The organism is Blastococcus sp. TF02-09 (assembly GCF_003319105.1).
Taxonomy (GTDB): domain Bacteria; phylum Actinomycetota; class Actinomycetes; order Mycobacteriales; family Geodermatophilaceae; genus Blastococcus.
In genome coordinates this window covers 167009-189443 of sequence record NZ_QOHH01000004.1, presented here as the reverse complement: position 1 = coordinate 189443, position 22435 = coordinate 167009, and the positions used below count along the sequence as shown (strand labels likewise).

Below are 22435 nucleotides of genomic sequence, written 5' to 3'. Positions count from 1 at the left end.
CGCCGTCGGCTCAGGAGGCGGTGACGGTCCGGGCGGCGATCTGCGCAGCCAGCTTCGGCTGCGACTTCACCGGCAGGTAGCGCAGCGCCGGCGCCAGCTCGGGCAGCTGCGACTTCTGCGTCGTGGCGATCCGGAACGCCGTCTCCACGGTGATCCCGTGATCGGGCCGGACCACGACGTCGACCTCGTCGCCGGCGCCCAGCTCACCGGTCTCCAGCACCCGCAGGTAGGCACCGGTCGCGCCGTGCGCGGCGAAGCGCTTGACGAGGTCCGGGATGCCCCAGAACCGGGCGAAGTTGGCGCACGGGGTCCGCCAGGCGGTCACCTCGACCAGCGCCGTCCCCACCCGCCACTGCTCGCCGAGGACGGCGTTGCGCAGGTCCAGACCGGAGGTGCGCAGGTTCTCGCCGAACCGCCCGGGCGGCAGCTCGCGGCCGAGCTCGGCGATCCAGAAGTCGGCGTCTTCCTGGGCGTAGGCGTAGACCGCCTGCCCCTCCCCGCCGTGGTGCTTCTTATTGACCTGGACGTCGCCGTCCAGACCGAGCTCGTGGACGGCGACGCGACCGGCGACCGGCTTCTTGTCGATCCCGCTGCGGTTGGGCCGCTTGTCGGGCAGGTGCAGCAGGTCGGCACCGGAGACGCAGACCGCGTCGACCCGTCCGGTCACTTCTTGCTGGCGGTGGACTCGTTGGTGGAGAGCGCGGCAACGAACGCCTCCTGGGGGACCTCGACGCGGCCGACCATCTTCATCCGCTTCTTGCCCTCCTTCTGCTTCTCCAGCAGCTTCCGCTTGCGGGTGATGTCACCGCCGTAGCACTTGGCGAGCACGTCCTTACGGATGGCGCGGACCGTCTCGCGGGCGATGACCCGGGAGCCGACGGCGGCCTGGATGGGCACCTCGAACTGCTGGCGCGGGATGAGCTCGCGCAGCTTGCCGGCCATCATCACGCCGTAGCTGTACGCCTTGTCCTTGTGCACGATCGCGCTGAACGCGTCAACGGCCTCGCCCTGCAGCAGGATGTCCACCTTCACCAGCTGCGACTCCTGCTCGCCGGCCTCCTGGTAGTCCAGGCTCGCGTAGCCGCGGGTGCGGGACTTCAGCGCGTCGAAGAAGTCGAAGATGATCTCGCCGAGCGGCAGCGTGTAGCGCAGCTCGACCCGGGACTCGCTCAGGTAGTCCATGCCGCCGAGCTGGCCGCGCCGGCTCTGGCAGAGCTCCATGATCGCGCCGGTGTAGTCGCTGGGCGCGATGATCGTGGCGTTGACGATCGGCTCGTAGACCTTGTCGATCTTGCCTTCGGGCCAGTCGCTCGGGTTGGTCACGGTGATCTCGCTGCCGTCCTCCATGACCACCCGGTAGACGACGTTGGGCGCGGTGGAGATGAGGCTGATGCCGGCCTCGCGCTCCAGCCGTTCGCGGACGATCTCCAGGTGCAGCAGGCCGAGGAAGCCGACGCGGAAGCCGAACCCCAGCGCCGCCGACGTCTCCGGCTCGTAGGTGAGCGCGGCATCGTTGAGCAGCAGCTTGTCCAGGGCCTCGCGCAGCAGCGGGTACTCGCTGCCGTCGATCGGGTAGAGGCCGGAGTAGACCATCGGCTTCGGGTCGCTGTAGCCACCGATCGGCTCGGCGGCCGGCTTCTGCTGCAGCGTGACGGTGTCACCGACCCGGGACTGGCGGACGTCCTTCACGCCGGTGATGAAGTAGCCGACCTCGCCGACGCCGAGGCTGTCCACCGGCTTGGGCTCCGGGGAGATGACGCCGATCTCCAGCAGCTCGTGCGTGGCACCGGTCGACATCATCTTGATCCGCTCGCGGGCGGAGATCCGGCCGTCGACGACGCGGACGTAGGTGATGACACCGCGGTAGATGTCGTAGACGCTGTCGAAGATCATTGCCCGGGCCGGGGCCTCGGCATCGCCCTCGGGCGCGGGGATCTGGGCGACGATCGCGTCGAGGAGCGCGGGGACGCCCTCGCCGGTCTTTCCGCTGACCCGCAGCACGTCGTCCGGGTCGCAGCCGATGATGTGCGCGATCTCCGCGGCGTACTTCTCGGGCTGGGCGGCCGGCAGGTCGATCTTGTTGAGCACCGGGATGATCGTGAGGTCGTTCTCCATGGCCAGGTACAGGTTGGCCAGGGTCTGCGCCTCGATGCCCTGCGCGGCGTCGACCAGCAGCACCGCGCCCTCGCAGGCGGCCAGCGACCGGGACACCTCGTAGGTGAAGTCGACGTGGCCGGGGGTGTCGATCATGTCGAGGACGTACTCGGTGTCCCCGACCGTCCACGGCAGCCGGACGTTCTGCGCCTTGATGGTGATGCCGCGCTCGCGCTCGATGTCCATGCGGTCGAGGTACTGGGCACGCATCTGCCGGGCCTCGATGATCCCGGTGACTTCCAGCATCCGGTCGGCCAGCGTCGACTTGCCATGGTCGATGTGGGCGATGATGCAGAAGTTCCGGATGAGGGCCGGGTCGGTGGCAGCAGGAGTCGTCACAGTGCCGCCATCGTCCCACGCGGGGACGACGGATAAGCGATTGCCCGAGGACGATCTCGTCGCGCACCGTGGCGCGGTGTCCCTGCCCGGTAGTCCGCGCCTGCCCTACGACCGGCTCCCCGACGGCCTGCGGAGCGCGATCGACGCGGCGCTGGGCTCGCCGGTCGTCGCGGTGTCGCCCCGGACCGGGGGTTTCTCCCCCGGCCCTGCCGTCGTCGTGACCTGCGCCGACGCAAGTTCTGCCTTCGTCAAGGCGGTGGGGACGCCGCTGAACCCCGACACGCCCCAGCTGATGCGCGCCGAGGCCGTCGTGACGGCCGGCCTGCCGGCGTCGCTCCCGGTCCCCGCGCTGCGGGCGCACCTCGAGTGGGCCGACGGCCCGGACGAATGGGTCGCGCTCGTGTTCGAGGCGTTCGACGGCGAGTCCGCGCCGCTGCCGTGGACGTCGCGCGCCGCCACCGCCGTGGTGGACGGGCTCACCGAGCTGGCGCGGGCGGCGACCCCGTGCCCGGTCCCGGGCCTGCCGACGCTCGGCGAGCGGGTGGACGGGCCGCTCTCGGCGTGGGCGGAGCCGGCCGCCGCACCCCCGCCCGACCTGCACCCGTGGGAGGCCGGGAACCTCGCGTGGCTCGGGACGGTCCCCGACCGGCTGGCCGCGAGCGGCTGGCTGGGCGGGGACACGCTCGTGCACGGCGACCTCCGGGCCGACAACCTCCTGTTCGGGGCCGATGCGTCGGTCGCTTTCGTCGACTGGGCTTAAGCCGGGCGTGGCGCCGACTAGAAAAACACCTCGTCCTCCCCACCGCTCGCAGGCTCGCGGCGGGCCCCTGGACGAGGCCGAGTGGCTGGTCGGCCGCTCACCGCTCGTGGCCGCGGCAGCGCCCGGCCAGGTGACCGACCTCGTGCTGGCCATGACCGGCATGTGGGCGCGCAGCATGCGGCGGCCGCCGCCTCCGGGTCTGCCCACCCTCCGGTCGTTCCAGCGCGCCTTCCACGACGCCGCGCTCGCCTGGGGGATGCGGCGGGTGGCCGCCAGACTGGTGTGACCGCCGCCGGTTGGGTGAACGGTGCCGGACTGGTATCTTGGGAGGCCGGTCCGGCGGGCGCTTCGTGGTGCCCCGGACGCACTGTCGAATCCCCTTAGATTTCCGAGGCTCACGCGTGGCGAACATCAAGTCCCAGCTCAAGCGGATCAAGACCAACGAGAAGGCGCGTCAGCGCAACGTCGCGGTCAAGTCCGCCCTGAAGACGGCCGTGCGGCGCGTCCGCACCGCCGCCGAGTCCGGTGACGCCGCCGCCGCGGCGACCGCGCTCGCGAACGCCACCAAGGCGCTCGACAAGGCCGCCAGCAAGGGCATCATCCACAAGAACCAGGCCGCCAACCGCAAGTCGGGTCTGGCGAAGCTCACCGCCGGTCTCTGATCCGGCGCCCGCGTCCTCGTGACGCGGACGTGCACGAGCCCCTCCCCTCGCGGGACGGGGCTCGTTCGCTTTTCCGGGCTCGGGAGCTCCGCCGGCGAGCCCGCTCAGCGACCGGCGGGCACCCGACCCCGGCCGGTCGTCGCGCGGAGGTCGACGATCCTGCGCACCGCGCGCTCGAGCGCGTAGTCGGCGCTCGCCGCGACACCCTTGACGTCCGCGTTCAGCTCCGCGGTGACCGCAATCGCCTGCTGCAGCCCGTCGATGCTCCAGCCCCGGGACTGCGCCTGCGCCTTCTTGACCTTCCACGGCGGCATCTTCAGCGTGCGGGCCAGCTCGCCCGGATTCCTCGAGCTCAGGGACGCCACCCGCGCGGCCGTCCGCACCCCGTCGGCGATCGCGTCGGCGATGAGCACGTGGGCGACCCCGCGCTGCAGCGCCCAGCGCAGCATCTCCAGAGACCCCTGCCGGTCGCCGACCAGGACACGTTCGGCGACGGTGAAGCCGGTGACCTCAGCCTGACCGCGGTGGAACCGCGCGACCGCGTCGCCGTCGATGGTCCCGCCGAAGTCGGACACCAGCTGGCTGGCCGCTGCCGAGAGCGCACGCAGGTCGTTGCCGACGGCGTCGACGAGGGCGCTGAGCGCGTCGGCGGTGATCCGGCCCCCGAAGGTGCGCACCTCGTTGCGCACAAAGGCCGCCCGGTCGCCGGCGGAGCTGATCTTCGGGCACTCGTCGACGGCGGCGCCCGCGCCGACGAACGCCTTGACCAGCGCCTCGTTCCGCTTGCCCCCCGAGTGGACGATCACCAGCGTGATGTCCGGGTCGGGGTCCTTGGCGTAGGCGGTGAGCGCCTCGGCCAGGGCGGCGGCGGACTCGTGCACCCCGGTGACGATGACCAGCCGGTGCCCGCCGAACAGCGACGGCGCCAGGACGTCGGCCAGCTGCCCGGTCGGCAGGCCCTGCGCGGCCAGCTCGTGCAGCTCGGCGTCCGGGTGGCGCTCCAGCACCGCCGCGCGCACGGCCGAGACGGCCCGCGACCGGAGGAGCTCCTCCTCGCCGGTCACCACCCGCAGGCGCGAGAGCGGGGGCACGGACGCGGCGGCTGGCACGACTGCATGGTGCCACGGAGGAGCGACAGCTCTGACCCGCCGGACAGGTCCTGCCGCCGACCCTCAGCTGCTCCGGGTCGCGTAGTGCACGAAGAGGGCGCCCGTGGCGGAGCGGCGTGCGGAGACCAGGTCCAGCCGCTGGCAGGCCGAGCCGTCCTGGAACAGCCGGCGTCCGCTGTGCGCGACCGTGGGTGCGAAGACCAGCCGCAGCTCGTCCACCAGTCCCGCCGCGAGCAGGGACTGCGCGAGCGTGATGCTCCCGTGCACCCCGATGTCGCCGCCCGGCTCCGCCTTGAGCCGGGCGACGTAGTCCTCGGCGCGCTCCCGAACCGCAACAGCGCCGGACCAGGCACCCGGCAGCGGTGACGAGGTGAACACGTGTTTCGGGGTGGAGTTGATGAAGCCGGCGAAGGGTTGCACATCGGACGTCGGCCAGTAGTCGGCCCAGTAGTCGTAGGTGCCTCGACCTAGCAGCACGTCGCTCTGCGCCGAGACGACCTCGCCGAGGTTGTCGAAGACGTCGTCGTCGACGTCGAACATCCAGTTCCCGGGCTCCTCCGCGACGCCGTCGAGGGACACGAGTTCGTACAGGACCACCGTGCGCACCGGCTGCTCCCACCGTTCGGATTCGTCGGCACTGCAGACCGCCGGGAGCAGCGGAACTCATCGCACAGCCCGGCCGCGGGCGGCCACGCCCCACTCGTCCGCCGACCCCACGACCGCCAGGTCGCCCTGCTGGTCGGTCCGGTGCACGCGCATGCCTGCCCGCGCCAGCGTCTCCAGCAGCGAGCGGGCCGGGTGCCCGTAGGTGTTGTCGGCACCCACGGAGATCAGCGCGGTGCGGGCGCCGGTCGCCGCGAGGAACCCGGGGTCGGCGTCCGCGCTGCCGTGGTGCGGGACCTTGAGCACGTCGGCGCGCAGATCGACCCCGCCGGTCCGCAGCCGCGCTTCCGCCTCGGCCCCGAGGTCACCGGTCAGGAGGACCCGCAGACCCCGGACGGTGGCCCGCACCACCAGCGACAGGTCGTTGGCCTCCACGGCGGCCGTGGCCCGCGCCGGTTCGGGCGCGAGGACGTCGAGCACCACGGCACCCACCTCCCGCGTGTCGCCGGGCGCCAGCCGGATGCGCTCGGCGCCCGCCCGGCTGATCAGGGTGTCCACGGCGCCGGCGCGGTCGTCGGCCGGGGACAGGGCACCGGTGGCCACCGTGCCGACATCGCGACCCTCGAGTGCTCCGGACAGCCCACCCACGTGGTCGGCGTCCAGGTGCGACAGGAGCACCAGAGGGAGCCGGTCGACCCCCAGCACCTCCAGGCAGCGGTCGACCGCCGCGACGTCGGGGCCTGCGTCCACGAGCACGGCCTCGCCTTCGGCCCCCGTCGGCAGGACCAGGGCATCGCCCTGGCCGACGTCGCAGGCGACGACCACGGTGTCCGGCAGCGGCCAGCCGCGGACGACCTGGCGCACCGGCCAGCCGATGACCACCAGCCCGACCAGCGCGGCCACGGCCAACGGGCGGAGCCGGCGGAAACGCCACAGCGCCCACCCGACGGCGGCCAGGAGGAGGGACAAGAGGGCCGCACCTCCCGCACCTGCGGGCCAGCCCGCCACCGCGTCGGGGAGCTGAGCGGCGCGCTCGGCGACCAGGACCAGCCAGCGGGTCGGCCAGCCGGCGCACCAGACCAGGAGATCGCCGGCCGGCGTGGACACCGCGCCCACCACGGTGGCGAGCAGTCCGAGCACGGTCGCCGGCGCCACGGCCGGGGCGGCGAGCAGGTTGGCCGGCAGCGACACCAGGCTGACCGTTCCCGAGAGCGCGGCGACCAGCGGCGCGGTCGCCAGGCCGGCGGCCGCGCTGACCGCGAGGGCGTCCGCCACCAGCGGTGGCCAGCCGCGTTCACGTAGCCGGCGGGACCACGTCGGGGCGAGCAGCACGATGGCCGCGGTGGCGAGCACCGAGAGCGCGAACCCGGGATCCCGCGCCAGGCCCGGGTCCAGCTGGAGCAGCACGCACACCGCGGCGGCCAGCGCCGGTACCGCCACCCGCGCGCGGCCCGAGGCCAGGGCCAGCAGCGTCACCGCACCCATCGCCGCGGCCCGGAGGACGCTGGGCTCGGGGCGGGCGAGGACGACGAAGCAGACCAGCGCGACGGCGGCGACGGCCGCCTGGACCCGCCGGTCGACCGCGCGCCGGCGCAGGGGCCAGAGCACCGCGGCTATCACGATCGCGACGTTGGCGCCCGACACCGCGGTCAGGTGGGAGAGCCCGGCCTGCCGGAAGTCCTCGACCAGCACCGGGTCCATCCGCCGTGTGTCCCCGACCACGAGGCCCGGGAGCAGCCCGCCCGGGCGCGGGTCCAGGGTTCGGGCCGCGGCGTCGGTCAGCCCGTCCCGGAGCCCGCCGGCCATCCGCTGCCATGAGCCCGGCTCTCCCACCCGGTCCGGCGGCCCGCGCGCCGACAGCACCGCCACCACGTCGTCACCGGCGCGCGGCGGCGCCGCGACGACCCGCGCCCGCACCGGCTGGCCGGGCGGAAGCTCCCGCCACCCCTCCGCGGGGGCGAACAGCAGCACCGGGGCCTCCAGGTGCTGGACCTGGTGCTCCTCGTGCAACGCCGTCACGGTCGCGTCCGCGACGATGCGGGGCCGGCCGCTGCCGGTGAGCAGGTGCGGGTCCCCCTCCAGCCGCAGGTCCACCGTCACGGCCCGGTGCGCGTCGGCCCACTCGCGCAGCGGAGACGCCTCCCGTGCCGCACCCCGCACCGCGGCCGTGCCGCAGGTGAGCGCCAGTGCCGCCAGAGCGGCCAGCAGCGTGGTCACCCCGGGCGCGCTCCAGCGGCGCACGCACACGGCGGCGCCCAGGGCCGCCACCGTCCCGGCGAGCAGCGGCCACGGCGCGAGGAAGGGAGCCGCCAGGCTGACCGCCCACACGGCGGCCGCCGCGGGGACCAGCCGCAGGTCGAGCCACTGCCAGCGCCCGTCCGGGGACACCTCCCTGCCGTCGTGCCTCACACGGTCACCAGCTCGGCGAGCTCCGCGAAGATGGTCGGGCCGATGCCCGGGACGTCGTCGAGCTGGTCCACACTGCGGAACGGCCCCTGCTCGTCGCGGTGGTCGACGATGCGCTGGGCGAGGACCGGCCCGATGCCCGGGAGGGCGTCGAGCTCCTGGGCTGTCGCGCGGTTCAGGTCGACCAGCCCGCCGCCCGCCGCGCCGCCGCCCGCCGATGGGGCCGGCTGGCTCCCGGCCACGCCGGGCACCCCGACGGCGATCTGCTGGCCGTCGGTGACGAGGGCGGCCAGGTTCACCGAGGCCGGGTCGGTGCCCGGGAGCAGTCCCCCGGCCGCCTCGAGGGCGTCGGCCACCCGGGAGCCCGTGGGCACCGTGACCAGCCCCGGTCGTGCGACCTGGCCCACCACCGCGACGACCACGGGGGTGGCCGTGCCGGCCGCCTCCCCGACCGCGGGCGAGGACGTCGGCGCGGGAGGTGCTGCGCTCCCGGTCGCCGGCTCCGGCGCGGGCTCGACGCGCGGCCGGTCCGCCCAGGTCCAGGCGACCAGGAGGAGAGCGGCGAGCAGCCCGGCGATCCAGAGCGACCGGGCGCCCCGCCGGCCGGGGTCCCAGCGCACGGCCGGGCCGGGAGCGCGGTGCCGGCCCATCCCTGCGGGGAGGTCACCCGTGCCATCGACCGGATCGCCGGCGTCCTCGCCGCTCCGGTCCGGTTCCGCCGGGACGTCCTCGTCGCCGACGGGCCGGTCGTCGTCCTCGCCCGGGACCCAGCCGCCTCGGGACCCCTCGTCGAGCAGCGCCCTCAGCCGGGCTCGGATGACGTCGGCGTCGTCGGATCGGCGAGAGGTGTGGCGCACCCCGCGGACGTTAGGAAGCCGCTCCGCCGGCCGGCAGCGGCTCCGGGGATCTGTGGACGGGACCCCCGCCTGTGGACGCCTCGCAGCGGACCGTCGCCCCGAACGGTCATGGTCGGGTCATGCCACCGCCCGCCGTCCCGGTCCGGAGCTGCCGGAGCCGCTCAGTGCTCCGGCGCGGGAGCCTGACCGCCGTCGAACGCCGGGGCCACCACGACGCCGACCGCTCCGGGCCCGACGTGCGCCCCGATGGCCGCACCGAGCTCGCTCACGTGCAGCTCGGCGAGGGAGGGCACCTTGTCGCGCAGTTCCGCCGCCAGGCGCTCGGCCTTCTCCGGCGCGGCGAGATGGTGCACCGCCAGCGACACCGGCGCGCCGTCGGCCTCCTCGACGACGCGCTGGACGAGGCGGTTCAGGGCACGCGCGGAGGTCCGGACCTTCTCCAACGGCAGCACCCGGCCGTCGAGCACGTGCAGCAGGGGCTTGACCGCGAGCGCCGAGCCGAGCAGCGCCGCCGCCGGTCCGATGCGCCCGCCGCGGCGGAGGTGCTCCAGGGTGTCGACGACGAAGAACGTCCGGGTGGCGGCGGCCGTCCGGCGGGCCGCGTCGGCGACGGCGGCGGCATCGGCACCGGCGGCCGCCGCCCGCGCCGCGGCCAGGACCGCGAAGCCGTTGCCCATCGCCGCCGATCGCGAGTCGACCACGGTGACGATGTGCTCGCCAACCTGCGAGGCGGCCAGGCGGGCGGCGTCCCAGGTGCCCGACAGCTCGGCGGAGAGGTGGATGGACACCAGCCGGTCGGCGCCCGCGTCCAGCAGCCGGCGGTAGGCCGCCACGAAGTCCCCGGGCGTGGGCCGCGAGGTGGAGACGCGCCCGCCGCGGGTGCTCAGCACGCGCGCGACGTCGGCGGGACCGACCGACTCGCCCTCGGTCCCGGAGTGGCCGGCCAGCACCACGTAGAGCGGGACCACGTCGATGCCATAGCGCTCGAGGACGTCCGGCGGCAGGTAGGCCGTCGAATCGGTGACGACGGCAACGGGCACGCGGCGAGGTTAGCGGGCCGTCGTCGCGATCCCCGAGATCGCGGCTGCGCGGGGCGCCGCGTCCGGCTGCTGCCGGCGCCGGGGTCGGACGGTCAGACGACCGCGTCGGCGTCGCCGACCGGCCCGGCGCCACCCTCCTCCGGGTTCGCCCCCGCCCGCACGGGGAGGTCCTGGCCGGCCGCGGCGGCCCGGCGTGCGGCTCCGTCGCCGTCCACGACCGAGGTCTTCGGCGCTGCCACGTTGTGCCGCATGAGCCGCCAGGAGCCGGACTGCTCCTGGAGCTCGCTCCACGAGCAGTTGCCCAGGGGGCCGAACATCCGGCGCTGTCCCGGCCCGAGGCCGAGCAGCCGTTCGACGAGCCGGCCGCTGGTGCCGCCATGCGTGACGACCACCGCGACCCGGGCCGGCGGGAGGTCGCGCAGCGCGGCCAGGGCGCGCTCGGCGACCTGCTCGGGCTCCTCTCCCCCGCGCCCCCGCACCGGGCGGCCGGCCAGCCAGTCGGCGTACTGGTCGGGATACGTGGCGGCCACCTCGTCGCGGGTGAGCCCCTCCCAGCTGCCCATGCCGTGCTCGCGCAGCCGGGGGTCGAGCAGGAGCGGCACCCCGAGCAGCGCGGTCAGCGCTGCCGCGGTGTCCGCGGCGCGCTCGAGGTCGCTCGAGACCACCACCGCGTCGGCGCCGAGACCGGCCGAGGCGATCAGGTGCGGCGCGGCCTCGACGGCCTGTCGGCGGCCCACCTCGTCCAGCGGCGGGTCGAGCCGACCCTGGAAGCGCCCCTCGGCGTTCCACTCGGTGCGGCCGTGCCGCCACAGGATCAACCCTTGGACGGGCAGGGAGGGCTCCGCGGGACGGCTCACCGGTCGGAGGTGTCCTGCACCGGCTCTGCGGCCTCGCCCGCAGCCGCGTCCTCGCTCGCCGCCGCATCCTCGCCCGCAGCCGCGTCCTGCGCCGGCAAGGCGCTGTCCACGAAGGGGATCGTCGGGCAGTCCTTCCACAGCCGCTCGAGGGCGTAGTACGCCCGCTCCTCGGCGTGCTGGACGTGGACGACGACGTCGACGAAGTCCAGGAGCACCCAGCGGTTCTCGGTCGTGCCCTCACGCCGCACCGGCTTGATCCCGCGCTCGCGCAGGCGTTCCTCGACGGCGTCCACGATGGCCTGCACCTGGCGCTCGTTGGGCGCCGAGGCGAGGACGAAGGCGTCGGTGATGGCGAGCCGCTCGCTGACGTCGACGATCGAGACGTCGGTGGCGAGCTTGTCGGCGGCCGCCTGAGCGGCGAGCAGCGCGGTGTCCCGCGCCTCGGCCGAGGCGGTCATCGGGGTACCTCCTGGTAGTCGGATGGGGTGTCGGTGTCCGGTGACGGATCCGGGACCGCGGGCGGGCGGGCGTGGGCCGGCCGGTTCCCCGGGGCGCCGCGGTCCTCGCCACCGCTGACGGCTGCGGGCGCACGGCGGCGCAGGCCCTCCCGGTACAGGCCCCGCTTCTCGATGTACTGGACGACACCGTCGGGCACGAGGTACCAGACCGGCATGCCGCGGGCCACGCGGCCGCGGCAGTCGCTGGAGCTGATCGCCAGCGCGGGGATCTCCACCAGGCTCACGCGTCCGGCGGGCAGGTCGGAGTCGGCCAGCGTGTACCCGGGGCGGGTCACGCCGATGAAGTGGGCCAGCTCGAAGCACCGGTCGCCGTCGCGCCAGGTCATGATCTGGGCGAGGGCGTCGGCGCCGGTGATGAAGAACAGCTCGGCGTCCGGCCGCTGGGCGCGCAGGTCGACCAGGGTGTCGATCGTGTACGTCGGGCCGCCGCGGTCGATGTCGACCCGGCTGACCGAGAAGCGGGGGTTGGACGCCGTCGCGACGACCGTCATCAGGTAGCGGTCCTCGGCCGGGCTGACCTGCCGGTCGCTCTTCTGCCACGGCTGACCGGTCGGCACGAACACGACCTCGTCCAGCCCGAAGAGGCCGGCGACCTCGCTCGCGGCCACGAGGTGCCCGTGGTGGATGGGGTCGAACGTCCCGCCCATCACGCCGATCCGCCCGCCTGTCACGGACCGAGGGTATCCGTGCCCACCGGAGCCGGCCCTGAGCGGACCGGCTCCGGTCTGCGGACCCGCGACGCACGTCCCGGTGGGACGCTGCGTCCCGGCCCGCGGCGACCGGCTCCCCCGTGCAGCCGGTCGCAGGCCTCGCCGCCTGCCGGCGGCCGGACGGTGCCGCTGCCCGGAGGCACCGGCACCGCGCTGGACAACGGCCCAACCGCCCCGGGGTTACGCGCCGGTACCGAAATGCCTGGGGGTCACGCCCACACGGACGTCTGCCGCGTCGGTCGACGGGTCACCGGTCGAGCTGTCGAGGTGTCGAGCTGTCGACAGCGCCACGTGTGGACAGTCCCGACGCCGGCGGCGGGCCGCAGGTGGACCGGCCGCGGCGTGCTCAGAGGGTGGTGATGAACTCCGCCAGCTGGGACGCGTTCCGGCACTCGACCATGTCGATGACCTCGCCGTACCGGTCCGCCGCCGAGTCACCGGTCCCCCACTGCCGCTCCGGCTCGGGGTTGAGCCAGTGCGCCGAGCGGGACCGCCGGACCATGCTGGCCAGCAGCGGGACCGCGGCGGGCCGGTAGTTGGTTCGGCCGTCGCCCAGCACCAGCAGCGAGGTCTTCGGCCCGATCGCCGAGGCGTACTTGTCGGCGAACACCTCGAACGCCGTGCCGTAGTCGCTGTGCCCGTCGAAGGCCACGACCTGCGCCTCCGTGCCGATCCGCCGGACCGCGTCCGCGACGTCGGCACCCGGGCTGAAGAAGCGGGTGACCTCGTCGGTCGAGTCGACGAAGGCGAAGGCCCGCACGCCGGTGAAGTGCTCGCGCAGCGCCTGGGTGAGCATCAGGGTGAAGTGGCTGAAGCCGGCCACCGAGCCGCTGACGTCGCAGAGCACGACCAGCTCGGGCTTGTGCACCTTGCGCGGGCGGTGGTGGGTGACGACCGGGACGCCACCCGTACCGAGGGAGGCGCGGACGGTCTTGCGGAAGTCCAGCCGGCCCTGGCGCCCGATCTTGCGGCGCGCGGACAGCCGCACGGCCAGCCGGCGGGCCAGCGGCGCCACAGTGCGGCGCAGCTCGGCGAGGTCGCTGGACTGGGCGCGGAGGAAGTCGATCTGGTCGGCCAGCGGGCGGACGGCGTTCTTCGCGACCCGCTCGCGCCCCTTCTCACTGGCCGTGCGGCGGCGCACCTCGGTCTCGACGGCGTTCTTGAACGCCTCGATCCGCTCGCGGACGGTCTGCCGGGCCACCTGCTCGTTCAGCCCACCGCGGTCACCCTCGGCGAGCAGACCCGCCAGCAGCTGGGCGATCAGCGTGTCCGGCGAGAGCGCCCGCATCACGCGGTAGCTGAAGTAGGACTGCCCGGTGGGGCTGGGCTGACCACTGCCGAGCCGGTCCACCGCACGGCGCGCAAACCGGCCGATCTCGTCCTCGTCGCCCTCGAGCAGCAACCGGAACAGCTCGTCACGCATCGCCTTCGCGAGCGCGGCGTCGTCCGGACGCGGTCCGCCCTGCCTCGGCTCCCCGCCCTCGGCACCCTCCTCGGACTCCCCGGAGTCGTCGGTCGGCGCGGGCCGGTCCGACAGCGGCCACCAGAGGTCGAAGAGCACGTCGTACGCCGGGCGCTGGGCACCGCGCTGCAGCAGCACCGCGGCCAGCCCGTGCCGCAGCTGCTCGCGGTCGAGCAGGTCGACGACGGTGAGGATCTCGGCGGCGTCGACCGCCTGGCTGATGCCCACCGGGATCCCGGCCTCGCGCACCGCGCGCACGAAGCCGTCCAGGTGCCCGGCCAGCCCACCGAGCTCCTGCGAGCGGGTCCCCGGCGCGCTCATCAGTTCAGCCGGAGCTCGGCGGCGGCGCGCTGCTGGTCGCTGGCGTGCTTGAGCACCACCCCGAGCGTCGAGGACATGGCCCCCTCGTCGAGGGTGTCCAGCCCCAGCTCCAGCAGCGTCTGCGCCCAGTCGAGGGTCTCGGAGATCGAGGGCGACTTCTTCAGCTCCAGTGCCCGGAGCGCGCGCACCGTCTTCACCAGCTGGTCGGCCAGACCGGGCGCCAGGTCGGGCACCCGGGACAGCACGATCTCGCGCTCGCGCTCGGCCGAGGGGTAGTCCAGCGCGAGGTAGAGGCAGCGTCGCTTGAGCGCCTCGGACAGCTCGCGGGTCGCGTTGGAGGTCAGGACGACCATCGGCCGGCGGGTGGCGGTGATGGTGCCGAGCTCCGGGATGGTCACCTGGAAGTCCGAGAGCACCTCCAGCAGCAGCCCCTCGACCTCGACGTCGGCCTTGTCGGTCTCGTCGACCAGCAGCACGGTGGGGTCGGTGCGCCGGATGGCGGTCAGCAGCGGGCGGGAGAGCAGGAACTCGTCGCCGAAGATGTCGTCGTGGACGGTGTCCCAGTCGGCGCCGTCACCGGCCTGCGAGGCCTGGATGCGCAGCAGCTGCTTCTTGTAGTTCCACTCGTAGAGCGCGCGGGCCTCGTCGAGGCCCTCGTAGCACTGGAGCCGGATCAGCTCCGAGTCGGTCGCGGCGGCCAGCGCCTTGGCGAGCTCGGTCTTGCCGGTGCCCGCGGGCCCCTCGACCAGCAGCGGCTTGCCCAGGCGGTCGGCGAGGAACACCGTCGTCGCGATCTGGGCGTCGGGCAGGTAACCCGCCTCGCTCAGTCGCTTCTCGACGTCGGCGACGGAGGAGAAGTGCGGGGACTGCGACGGCGGACGGGGCACGACGGCTCCAAGGGGCGGTGGGGTGGGCCGGATGAGGGGGTGCGGGCGGACCGCTCAGCGGACGTGACCGCGGCCGGTCACGACGTAGGTGGTGGAGGTCAGCTCGGGGAGCCCGAGCGGGCCACGGGCGTGCAGCTTCTGGGTGGAGATCCCGATCTCTGCGCCGAAGCCGAACTCGCCGCCGTCGGTGAACCGGGTCGAGGCGTTCACCAGGACGGCGGCGGCGTCGACGCCGGCGGTGAAGGCAGCGATCGCGGTGGCCGAGTCCGCGACGATCGCCTCGGTGTGCCCGGTGGTCCAGCGGGCGATGTGCTCCAGCGCCTCGGGCAGGTCGTCGACCACCCGCACGGCCATGTCCATCGACAGGTACTCGGTGGCCCAGTCCTCGTCGGTCGCCGGGACGACGCCGTCGTGCGCCGCGCGGGCGGCGTCGTCGCCGTGCAGCGCCACCCCCGAACCGGCCAGCGCCGCCAGCAGCCGCGGCAGGTGGGGGTAGTCGCGGTGCACGAGCAGGGTCTCTGCGGAGTTGCAGACGCTCACCCGGTGGGTCTTGGAGTTGAGCACCACGGCCTCGGCGATGACCGGGTCCGCCGAGGCGTCGACGTAGACGTGGCAGTTGCCCTCGCCGGTCTCGATGACCGGCACCCGCGACTCGCGCACCACGCGCTGGATCAGCGAGGCGCCGCCGCGCGGGATGACGACGTCGACCAGGCCGCGGGCACCCAGCAGCTCGCCCACCGAGGCCCGGTCGGCCGGCAGCAGCTCGACGAAACCGGCGGGCAGCCCTGCCTTCTCCCCCGCCTCGGTGAGGACGGCGATGAGCGCGGTGTTGGTGCCGAAGGCCGAGGCCGAGCCGCGCAGCAGGGCGGCGTTCCCGCTCTTGAGGCAGAGCCCGGCCGCATCGACGGTGACGTTGGGCCGCGCCTCGTAGACGATGCCGACCACGCCGAGGGGCACGCGGACCTGGCGCAGCTCCAGGCCGTTGGGCAGCCGCGAGCCGCGCACCACGTCGCCGACGGGGTCGGGCAGGGCGACGAGCTGACGCAGCGCAGCGGCCACGCCCTCGATCCGGCCGGCGTCCAGCCGCAGCCGGTCGACCACCGACTCGGGCGTCCCGTCGGCCCGCGCCGCCTCCACGTCGGCGGCGTTGGCGGCCAGGATCTCGTCGGTGCGCTCGACCAGCGCCTCGGCCATGGCCACCAGCGCGCCGTCCTTGGCGTCGGTGGGGAGGGTGCGCAGCACGCGGGCGGCCGAGCGCGCGCGCAGGGCGGCAGCACCGATCAGCGGCAGCTCCGTGACGTCGAACACGCCCTCAGGCTACGTGACGAGCGGGTCGGGACCGGGGCCGCACGCTGTGCGAGAATGGTTCTCATGAGCATCTCCACTCCGCGGTTGCCGATGACCGCCGCGGCGACCACCGCACTGCTGCTCCTGGCCGGGTGCGGGAGTGACGACGGCGGGAGCGGCGCGGGCGACCGGCTGGACGTCGTCGCCGGCTTCTACCCGCTGGAGTGGGCCGCCTCGCGCATCGGCGGGGACCGCATCGAGGTGTCGTCGCTGACCGCCCCGGGCGCCGAGCCGCACGACCTGGAGCTCACCCCGCAGGACGTCGCGGGCGTGTCCGACGCCGACCTGCTCGTCTACCTCGGGGGCTTCCAGTCGGCGGTGGACGAGGCCGCCGAGTCGCAGGCGGGCGACCACGCGTGGGACGTCGCCGAGGCCGCGGACCTCTCGCTCACCGCGGAGGAGCACGAGGACGAGCACGCCGACGAGGCGCACGGCGGGGAGTCGGCGGACCCGCACTTCTGGCTGGACCCGACCCGGCTCGCCGACGTCGGCGACGCCCTCGCCGACCAGCTGGCCGACATCGACCCCGACGGCGCCGACACCTACGAGCGGAACGCCGCCGCCCTGCGCGAGGACCTGGAGGCCCTCGACGCGGAGATGACCGACGGGCTGACCGGCTGCGCCGTGGACACCCTCGTCACGAGCCACGACGCATTCGGCTACCTGGCCGCGCGCTACGGTTTCGAGGTGGTGGGCGTGACGGGGCTGAGCCCGAGCACCGAGCCCTCGGCCGACCAGATGGCCGAGATCACCGACCTGGTCGCCGAGCGCGGCGTGACGACGGTCTACACCGAGACGCTCGTCGACCCCGCCATCGCCGAGACCGTGGCCGACGAGGCCGGCGTCCGCACCGCCGTCCTCGACCCGCTCGAGGGCCTGACCGACGAGTCGGCCGGCGACGACTACCTCGCCGTCATGCGGGCCAACCTGGCCACGCTGCAGCAGGGCCAGACCAGCTCATGACTCCGGAGTTCCCGGCGATCCGCCTGCGCGGGGCGACGATCGGCTACGGCGACGTGCCGATCGTCCGCAACGTCGACCTGACGATCGCCGCCGGTGAGGCGGTCGCCGTCCTCGGCTCCAATGGGTCGGGCAAGACCACGCTGTCGCGGGGCCTCTTGGGCCTGGCGACGATGCTCGACGGCGACATGCAGGTGCTGGGCGCCCCGGTCGGCCGGCTGCGCGAGCGCGGCCGGGTGGGGTACGTGCCGCAGCGGCACTCGATCAGCGGTGCCGTGCCGGCGACGGTGCGCGAGGCCGTCGCCGTGGGGCGGTTGGCCCGGCTCGGCCTGTTCCGCCCGCTCGGGGCCGCCGACCGCCGCGCCGTCGCCGACGCGGTCGCCGCGGTCGGCCTCGGCGACCGGCTGGACGACAAGGTCGCCGCGCTCTCCGGGGGGCAGCAGCGCCGGGTGCTCGTGGCCCGTGCGCTGGCCGCCGAGCCCGAGCTGCTGATCATGGACGAGCCCACCGCGGGGGTCGACGCGGCCAGCCAGGAGGCGCTGGCCGGCACCCTCGCCACCATCTCCGCGAGCGGCACGACCCTCGTCGTCGTCACGCACGAGAGCGCGCCGCTGGCCGGCGTCCTCACCCGGGCGGTCGTGGTCGACCACGGCCGGGTGGCCTACGACGGCCCGCTGAGCGAGGCCGGCCACCACGACGAGCACCTGCACCACCACCCACCGGAGCGCGAGCCGGCCGGCTACCGGCTGGACCAGCCCACCGTGACGCCGCGGTCCGCCACGACCAGGGAGCGCTGACGTGGGACTCCTCGACTACGACTTCATGCAGCGCGCGCTGCTCGCCTCGCTGATGGTCGGGCTCGTCGCGCCCGCGGTGGGCGTCTTCCTCGTCCAGCGCCGGCTCTCCCTGCTGGGCGACGGGCTCGGCCACGTCGCCCTGACCGGCGTCGCCGTCGGGGTGCTGACCGCTACCAGCCCGGTCTGGACGGCGCTGGTCGCCGCCGTCCTCGGGGCGGTGCTCATCGAGCTGGTCCGCGCCCGCGGCCGGACCAGCGGCGACGTCGCCCTCGCCGTGCTGTTCTACGGCGGCATCGCCGGTGGCGTCGTGCTGCTGAGCCTCGCGCCCCGCGGGCAGGCGACCAACCTCGACTCCTACCTCTTCGGCGCCATCACCACGACCAGCCGGGAGGACGTCGTGGTCTTCGCCGGCATCTCGGTGGTCGTGCTGCTCGTCGTGGCCCTGCTGGGGCAGCGGCTCTACGCGGTCAGCGACGACGAGGAGTACGCCCGCGCGGTCGGCCTCCCGGTGCTCGGCCTCAACGTGGTGCTCGCCGCCCTGGTGGCCTCCACCGTCGTGCTGTCCATGCGCGTCGTCGGGCTGCTGCTGATCAGCGCGCTGATGATCCTGCCCAGCGCCATCGCCCAGCTGCTCGCCCGCAGCTTCCGCGAGACCGTGCTCCTCGCCTGCCTGATCGGGGTGCTGGTCAGCGTCTCGGGGACGGCGACGTCCTTCTACACCGGGACGCCGTCGGGCGGGACGATCGTGCTGCTGGCCATCGGCCTGTTCCTGCTCGTGACCTCGGCGGTGGCCCTGCGCGAGAGCACCGCGCGGCGGCGCCACCGGCGACGGGTCGACGTGCACGACGCGCACCCCCACGAGCACGGCGCCGCCTGCGGCCACCCTCCCGTGCCGCACGGCGATCACGTCGACTACGACCACGACGGGCACCTGCACGCGCCGCACCGGACCGGCCGCGGCGTGCACTACGACGAGCACGGGGAGCACCCGGTCCCCGCTCCCCCGAACCGATGAGCGGCGCGGACACCGGCCGGGCGCCGGCCCCCGAGGTCACCGGCCGGCGGACCACCCGGCAGCGCAGCGCCCTGCTGGCCCTGCTGGACGAGCTGGACGGCTTCCGCAGTGCGCAGGACCTGCACGCGCTGCTGCGCGAGCGCGGCGACCCGGTCGGCCTGGCCACGGTCTACCGGGCCCTGCAGGCGATGGTCGACGACGGGCAGCTCGACGTCCTGCGCAGTGCCGACGGCGAGGCGGGCTACCGCCGGTGCTCACCGAGCCACCACCACCACCTGGTCTGCCGCTCGTGCGGGCGCACGGTGGAGGTGGCCGACCCGCCGGTGGAGCGCTGGGCCGCGCGGGTGGGCGCAGAGCACGGCTTCGCCGACGTCCAGCACCAGGTGGAGGTCTTCGGCACCTGCGCCGCGTGCGTCGCGGCCCGTTCCTGACCCGGAACCGTCAGCGGTCGCGCAGCGCGCGCAGCGCGGTCTTGCGGGCCTCACCGGTCAGCCGGTCCAGGAAGACCGTGCCGTCGAGGTGGTCGACCTCGTGCTGCAGGCAGCGGGCCATGAGCCCCTCCCCCTCCAGCCGGAGCGGCTTGCCGTCGACGTCGAAGCCCTCGGCGACGCAGCGCAGCGCCCGCACCGTCGGCGCCCAGATGCCCGGGACGGACAGGCAGCCCTCGTCGCCGTCCTGGATCTCCTCGGAGCGCTCGACGATCACCGGGTTGACCATGTGCCCGATCACGCCGTCGATGTTGTAGGAGAAGACCCGCGCGTTCACGCCGATCTGCGGAGCGGCGACGCCGGCGCGGCCGGGGTTGTCGACGGTCTCCTCCAGGTCGCGGACGAGCGCGGCCAGCCAGCCGTCGAAGGCCCTCACCTCGTCGGAGGGGGTGCGCAGGACCGGGTCGCCGAGCTCGCGGATGGGGCGGATCGTCACCCCGCCAGTCTCTCAGCCGGGCTCCGCGCCCCTGCCCGCGGCTCAGGGACGGCGGCGGACGAGCACCATCTCGTCGCGGTGCACGACCTCGCGGCGGTACTCCGGCGGCAGGTCACCGGTCTTGTGCCCGAGCAACCCGGGCAGCTCCGCCGCGTCGTAGGCGACCAGCCCGCGAGCGACCACCGTGCCGTCGAGGCCGACGAGCTCCACCGGGTCGTCGGCGACGAACTCGCCCGAGACCGCGGTGATGCCCGCGGCGAGCAGCGAGGCGTGCCGGTCGCGGACGGCCTCGACCGCGCCGTCGTCCAGGGTGAGCCGGCCCCGCGGACGGCTGGCGTAGCGCAGCCAGAACTGGCGGGCGCTGGGCCGCCGGCCCATCGGCTCGAACAGCGTGCCCACCTGCTCGCCGGCCAGCGCCGCGGCCGCCTGGGCGGTCGAGGTGACGACGACGGGCACGCCGGCCTGCGCGGCGATGAACGCCGCCTCCACCTTGGTCGCCATGCCGCCGGTGCCGACGCCGTTGCGGCTGGCCGACCCCAGGGTCACCGCGGCCAGGTCACCGGGCTCGCGGACGGTGTCGACCAGGGACGCCGGGCCCGAGCGCGGGTCGCCGTCGTAGACGCCGTCGACGTCGGAGAGCAGCACCAGGGCGTCGGCCTGCGCGACGTGGGCGACCAGGGCGGCGAGGCGGTCGTTGTCGCCGAAGCGGATCTCCTCGGTCGCCACCGTGTCGTTCTCGTTGACGATCGGCAGCGCGCCCAGGGTGAGCAGCCGCTCGACCGTCCGGTGCGCGTTGCGGTAGTGCCCGCGCCGGGTCAGGTCGTCGGCGGTGAGCAGCACCTGGCCGACGGTGACCCCGTGGCGGGCGAAGGCGTCGGCGTAGGTCTGCACCAGCCGCAGCTGCCCGACGCTGGCCGCGGCCTGCGCCGTGGCGAGGTCGCGGGGCCGGCCCTCGAGACCGAGCGGGGCGAGGCCCGCCGCGATGGCACCCGAGGAGACCAGCACGACCTCGCGTCCGGCGGCCCGGGCCGCACCCAGGACGTCGACCAGTGCGGACAGCCGCTCGGTGTCCAGCCCGCCCGGCAGGGTGGTCAGCGAGGACGAGCCGACCTTGACCACGACCCGGCGGGCGTCCGCGATCCGCGGACGGGCGGTCATCGCAGCTCCTCCGGCAGGTCGTCCTCGGTCCACCCCGGCTCGCCGAGCTCGTAGGGCACCCGGCGGGCGCGCTTGGCCGCCAGCCGCTCCTGGGCGCGGACCCGGTGCGGCGCGTCGATCCGGCTGTCGGTGCCGCGCCCGCCCAGGCCCGCGGACTCCTCGGCGGTGAGCGTGCCGGCCGGCAGCGAGGGCACCCAGTCGAAGGTGACGCCCCCGATGGTGACCGCGTCGCCGGTGACCGCGCCGGCCTTGGCCAGCGCCTCCTCCACCCCGAGGCGGTTGAGCCGGTCGGCGAGGAAGCCGACCGCCTCGTCGTTGCTGAAGTCGGTCTGCCGGACCCAGCGCTCGGGGCGGACGCCGTGCACGACGAAACCGCCGGTGTCGAACTCGGTGTCGCGCTCGACGGTGAAGCCGCTGTCGTCGACCGCCCGGGGCGTGACGGTGACGCGGGCCGGCTCCATCGCGGGCAGGCTCGCGCGGTGCTCCTCGACCGCCGCGGCGAGCGCGAAGCCGAACTCCCGCAGCCCCTCGCCGGTCGCGGCGCTCACCGGGTGGACGGCCAGGCCGCGCTGATCGAGGGTCGCGCGCACCAGGTCGACCAGCTCCCGGGCGTCCGGCACGTCGATCTTGTTGAGGACGGCGATCCGCAGCCGCCCGACGAGGTCCAGTTCGTCACCGCCGTACTCCGCGAGCTCGTGCTCGAGGGCCTCGATGTCGCTCTCCGGGTCGCGCCCGGGCTCCATCGTGGCCATGTCGACCACGTGCACCAGGACCGCGCACCGCTCGACGTGGCGCAGGAACTGCACGCCCAGGCCCTTGCCGGTGGAGGCGCCGGGGATCAGCCCGGGCACGTCGGCCATCGTGTAGACGGTGTCGCCGGAGCGGATCACGCCGAGGTTGGGCACCAGCGTGGTGAAGGGGTAGTCCGCGATCTTCGGGCGGGCCGACGACATCGCCGCGATCAGCGACGACTTGCCCGCCGAGGGGAAGCCGACGAGGCCGACGTCGGCGATGCTCTTGAGCTCGATGACGGCGTCGAACGCCTCGCCCGGCTCGCCGAGCAGCGCGAAGCCGGGCGCCTTGCGGCGGGCGTTGGCCAGGGCCGCGTTGCCCAGGCCGCCGCGGCCGCCCCGGGCCAGCACCACGCGGGTGCCGGCGCCGACGAGGTCGGCGATGACGCGGCCGTCGGGCGTGCTGACGACGGTGCCGGCGGGCACCCGCAGGACCCGGTCCTCGCCCCTGCCGCCGTTGCGGTTGCCGCCCTCGCCCGGGCGGCCGTTGCCGGCCTTCTGGTGCGGGCGGTGGTGGAAGTCCAGCAGCGTGTGCACGCTCGGGTCGACCTCGAGGACGACGTCACCGCCGTCGCCACCGTTGCCGCCGTCGGGGCCGCCGAGGGGCTTGAACTTCTCGCGGTGGATCGAGGCGACGCCGTGGCCGCCGTTGCCGGCCGCCACGTGCACGACCACGCGGTCGACGAAAGCGGCCATGCCCGCCGCCTCCTACCTGTCAAGCGCCACGAGCGCACGAGCCCGAAGGCCCGTGCGCTCGT

At 74.6% G+C, this 22435-nt stretch carries 23 protein-coding genes; 7 read left to right on the top strand and 16 right to left on the bottom strand.

All coding sequences use genetic code 11. The features are described 5' to 3' along the window. Positions 1–10: 10 nt before the first annotated feature. Positions 11–667, bottom strand: a complete 657-nt coding sequence (locus DQ239_RS08265; protein ID WP_113833929.1) for an MOSC domain-containing protein — start codon at positions 665–667, stop codon at positions 11–13. After that, positions 664–2493, bottom strand: coding sequence for a translation elongation factor 4 (gene lepA / locus DQ239_RS08260; protein WP_113833928.1), 1830 nt, complete (start codon positions 2491–2493; stop codon positions 664–666). The genes DQ239_RS08265 and lepA overlap by 4 nt, the downstream gene beginning before the upstream one ends. 76 nt (positions 2494–2569) lie before the next feature. Between lepA and DQ239_RS08255 the strand changes: the two genes are divergently transcribed. From DQ239_RS08255 to rpsT, 3 genes are all read left to right on the top strand, one after another. After that, on the top strand, positions 2570–3253 hold the full coding sequence (locus tag DQ239_RS08255; protein ID WP_147252043.1) for a phosphotransferase: 684 nt from the start codon (positions 2570–2572) through the stop codon (positions 3251–3253). A gap of 106 nt (positions 3254–3359) precedes the next feature. Further along, the gene (locus DQ239_RS08250; RefSeq protein WP_113833926.1) at positions 3360–3539 is read left to right on the top strand and encodes a hypothetical protein; all 180 of its coding nucleotides are present in this window, start codon (positions 3360–3362) and stop codon (positions 3537–3539) included. Positions 3540–3654: 115 nt separating this feature from the next. Beyond that, positions 3655–3915, top strand: a complete 261-nt coding sequence (gene rpsT / locus DQ239_RS08245; RefSeq protein ID WP_113833925.1) for a 30S ribosomal protein S20 — start codon at positions 3655–3657, stop codon at positions 3913–3915. A gap of 104 nt (positions 3916–4019) precedes the next feature. On the opposite strand, the gene holA is transcribed toward rpsT, so the two are convergent. The 11 genes from holA to DQ239_RS08190 all read right to left on the bottom strand — a co-directional run bounded on the left by holA (position 4020) and on the right by DQ239_RS08190 (position 15993). Then, positions 4020–5024, bottom strand: a complete 1005-nt coding sequence (holA, locus tag DQ239_RS08240; protein WP_233488920.1) for a DNA polymerase III subunit delta — start codon at positions 5022–5024, stop codon at positions 4020–4022. Positions 5025–5087: 63 nt separating this feature from the next. Next, entirely contained in the window at positions 5088–5630 is a 543-nt protein-coding gene (locus DQ239_RS08235) for a dihydrofolate reductase family protein (protein WP_113833924.1), read from the bottom strand. Positions 5631–5687: 57 nt separating this feature from the next. Continuing rightward, positions 5688–8015: a ComEC/Rec2 family competence protein gene (locus DQ239_RS08230; RefSeq protein ID WP_233488918.1), complete on the bottom strand. Its 2328-nt coding sequence runs from the start codon at positions 8013–8015 to the stop codon at positions 5688–5690. A 17-nt stretch (positions 8016–8032) separates the two neighbouring features. Then, positions 8033–8890 (bottom strand): ComEA family DNA-binding protein, encoded by an 858-nt coding sequence (locus DQ239_RS08225; RefSeq protein WP_113833922.1) that lies wholly within the window; start codon positions 8888–8890, stop codon positions 8033–8035. 161 nt (positions 8891–9051) lie between these two features. Next, the gene (locus DQ239_RS08220; RefSeq protein WP_113833921.1) at positions 9052–9930 is read right to left on the bottom strand and encodes a DegV family protein; all 879 of its coding nucleotides are present in this window, start codon (positions 9928–9930) and stop codon (positions 9052–9054) included. A 92-nt stretch (positions 9931–10022) separates the two neighbouring features. Beyond that, complete coding sequence (locus DQ239_RS08215; protein ID WP_113833920.1) at positions 10023–10787, bottom strand: histidine phosphatase family protein; 765 nt, start codon at positions 10785–10787, stop codon at positions 10023–10025. Next, positions 10784–11245: a ribosome silencing factor gene (rsfS, locus tag DQ239_RS08210; RefSeq protein WP_113833919.1), complete on the bottom strand. Its 462-nt coding sequence runs from the start codon at positions 11243–11245 to the stop codon at positions 10784–10786. Before rsfS ends, DQ239_RS08215 begins: the two co-directional genes overlap by 4 nt. Next, on the bottom strand, positions 11242–11976 hold the full coding sequence (nadD, locus tag DQ239_RS08205; protein ID WP_233488916.1) for a nicotinate-nucleotide adenylyltransferase: 735 nt from the start codon (positions 11974–11976) through the stop codon (positions 11242–11244). The genes rsfS and nadD overlap by 4 nt, the downstream gene beginning before the upstream one ends. A gap of 385 nt (positions 11977–12361) precedes the next feature. Further along, entirely contained in the window at positions 12362–13798 is a 1437-nt protein-coding gene (locus tag DQ239_RS08200; protein WP_113833917.1) for a VWA domain-containing protein, read from the bottom strand. Then, entirely contained in the window at positions 13798–14685 is an 888-nt protein-coding gene (locus DQ239_RS08195; protein ID WP_113833916.1) for a MoxR family ATPase, read from the bottom strand. The genes DQ239_RS08200 and DQ239_RS08195 overlap by 1 nt, the downstream gene beginning before the upstream one ends. Before the next feature lie 54 nt (positions 14686–14739). Next, complete coding sequence (locus DQ239_RS08190; protein ID WP_113833915.1) at positions 14740–15993, bottom strand: glutamate-5-semialdehyde dehydrogenase; 1254 nt, start codon at positions 15991–15993, stop codon at positions 14740–14742. 63 nt (positions 15994–16056) lie between these two features. On the opposite strand from DQ239_RS08190, the gene DQ239_RS08185 reads away from it, so the two are divergent. From DQ239_RS08185 to DQ239_RS08170, 4 genes are read left to right on the top strand one after another with little or no spacing between them, the layout of a single operon-like run. Beyond that, positions 16057–16995 (top strand): metal ABC transporter substrate-binding protein, encoded by a 939-nt coding sequence (locus DQ239_RS08185; RefSeq protein WP_113834050.1) that lies wholly within the window; start codon positions 16057–16059, stop codon positions 16993–16995. Further along, positions 16992–17789 (top strand): ATP-binding cassette domain-containing protein, encoded by a 798-nt coding sequence (locus tag DQ239_RS08180; protein WP_113833914.1) that lies wholly within the window; start codon positions 16992–16994, stop codon positions 17787–17789. The genes DQ239_RS08185 and DQ239_RS08180 overlap by 4 nt, the downstream gene beginning before the upstream one ends. Position 17790: 1 nt before the next feature. Continuing rightward, entirely contained in the window at positions 17791–18804 is a 1014-nt protein-coding gene (locus DQ239_RS08175; RefSeq protein WP_113833913.1) for a metal ABC transporter permease, read from the top strand. Further along, positions 18801–19235, top strand: coding sequence for a Fur family transcriptional regulator (locus DQ239_RS08170; protein ID WP_113833912.1), 435 nt, complete (start codon positions 18801–18803; stop codon positions 19233–19235). Before DQ239_RS08175 ends, DQ239_RS08170 begins: the two co-directional genes overlap by 4 nt. Before the next feature lie 10 nt (positions 19236–19245). Here DQ239_RS08170 and def read toward each other — a convergent pair whose 3' ends face one another. From def to obgE, 3 genes are read right to left on the bottom strand one after another with little or no spacing between them, the layout of a single operon-like run. Then, positions 19246–19728, bottom strand: a complete 483-nt coding sequence (gene def, locus DQ239_RS08165; RefSeq protein WP_113833911.1) for a peptide deformylase — start codon at positions 19726–19728, stop codon at positions 19246–19248. Between the two features lie 42 nt (positions 19729–19770). Then, positions 19771–20886 carry a glutamate 5-kinase gene (gene proB / locus DQ239_RS08160; RefSeq protein WP_113833910.1) on the bottom strand — a complete coding sequence of 372 codons (1116 nt, stop codon included), beginning with the start codon at positions 20884–20886 and terminating at the stop codon, positions 19771–19773. Next, the gene (gene obgE, locus DQ239_RS08155) at positions 20883–22373 is read right to left on the bottom strand and encodes a GTPase ObgE (RefSeq protein WP_113833909.1); all 1491 of its coding nucleotides are present in this window, start codon (positions 22371–22373) and stop codon (positions 20883–20885) included. The genes proB and obgE overlap by 4 nt, the downstream gene beginning before the upstream one ends. Between the last annotated feature and the right edge of the window lie 62 nt (positions 22374–22435).

Coding starts and splice junctions, on each gene's coding strand:
- rsfS (WP_113833919.1), bottom strand. CDS start 11,245: ATGACCGCCTCGGCCGAGGCGCGGGACACCGCGCTGCTCGCCGCTCAG.
- DQ239_RS08200 (WP_113833917.1), bottom strand. CDS start 13,798: ATGAGCGCGCCGGGGACCCGCTCGCAGGAGCTCGGTGGGCTGGCCGGG.
- DQ239_RS08185 (WP_113834050.1), top strand. CDS start 16,057: ATGAGCATCTCCACTCCGCGGTTGCCGATGACCGCCGCGGCGACCACC.
- DQ239_RS08180 (WP_113833914.1), top strand. CDS start 16,992: ATGACTCCGGAGTTCCCGGCGATCCGCCTGCGCGGGGCGACGATCGGC.
- DQ239_RS08170 (WP_113833912.1), top strand. CDS start 18,801: ATGAGCGGCGCGGACACCGGCCGGGCGCCGGCCCCCGAGGTCACCGGC.
- proB (WP_113833910.1), bottom strand. CDS start 20,886: ATGACCGCCCGTCCGCGGATCGCGGACGCCCGCCGGGTCGTGGTCAAG.
- obgE (WP_113833909.1), bottom strand. CDS start 22,373: ATGGCCGCTTTCGTCGACCGCGTGGTCGTGCACGTGGCGGCCGGCAAC.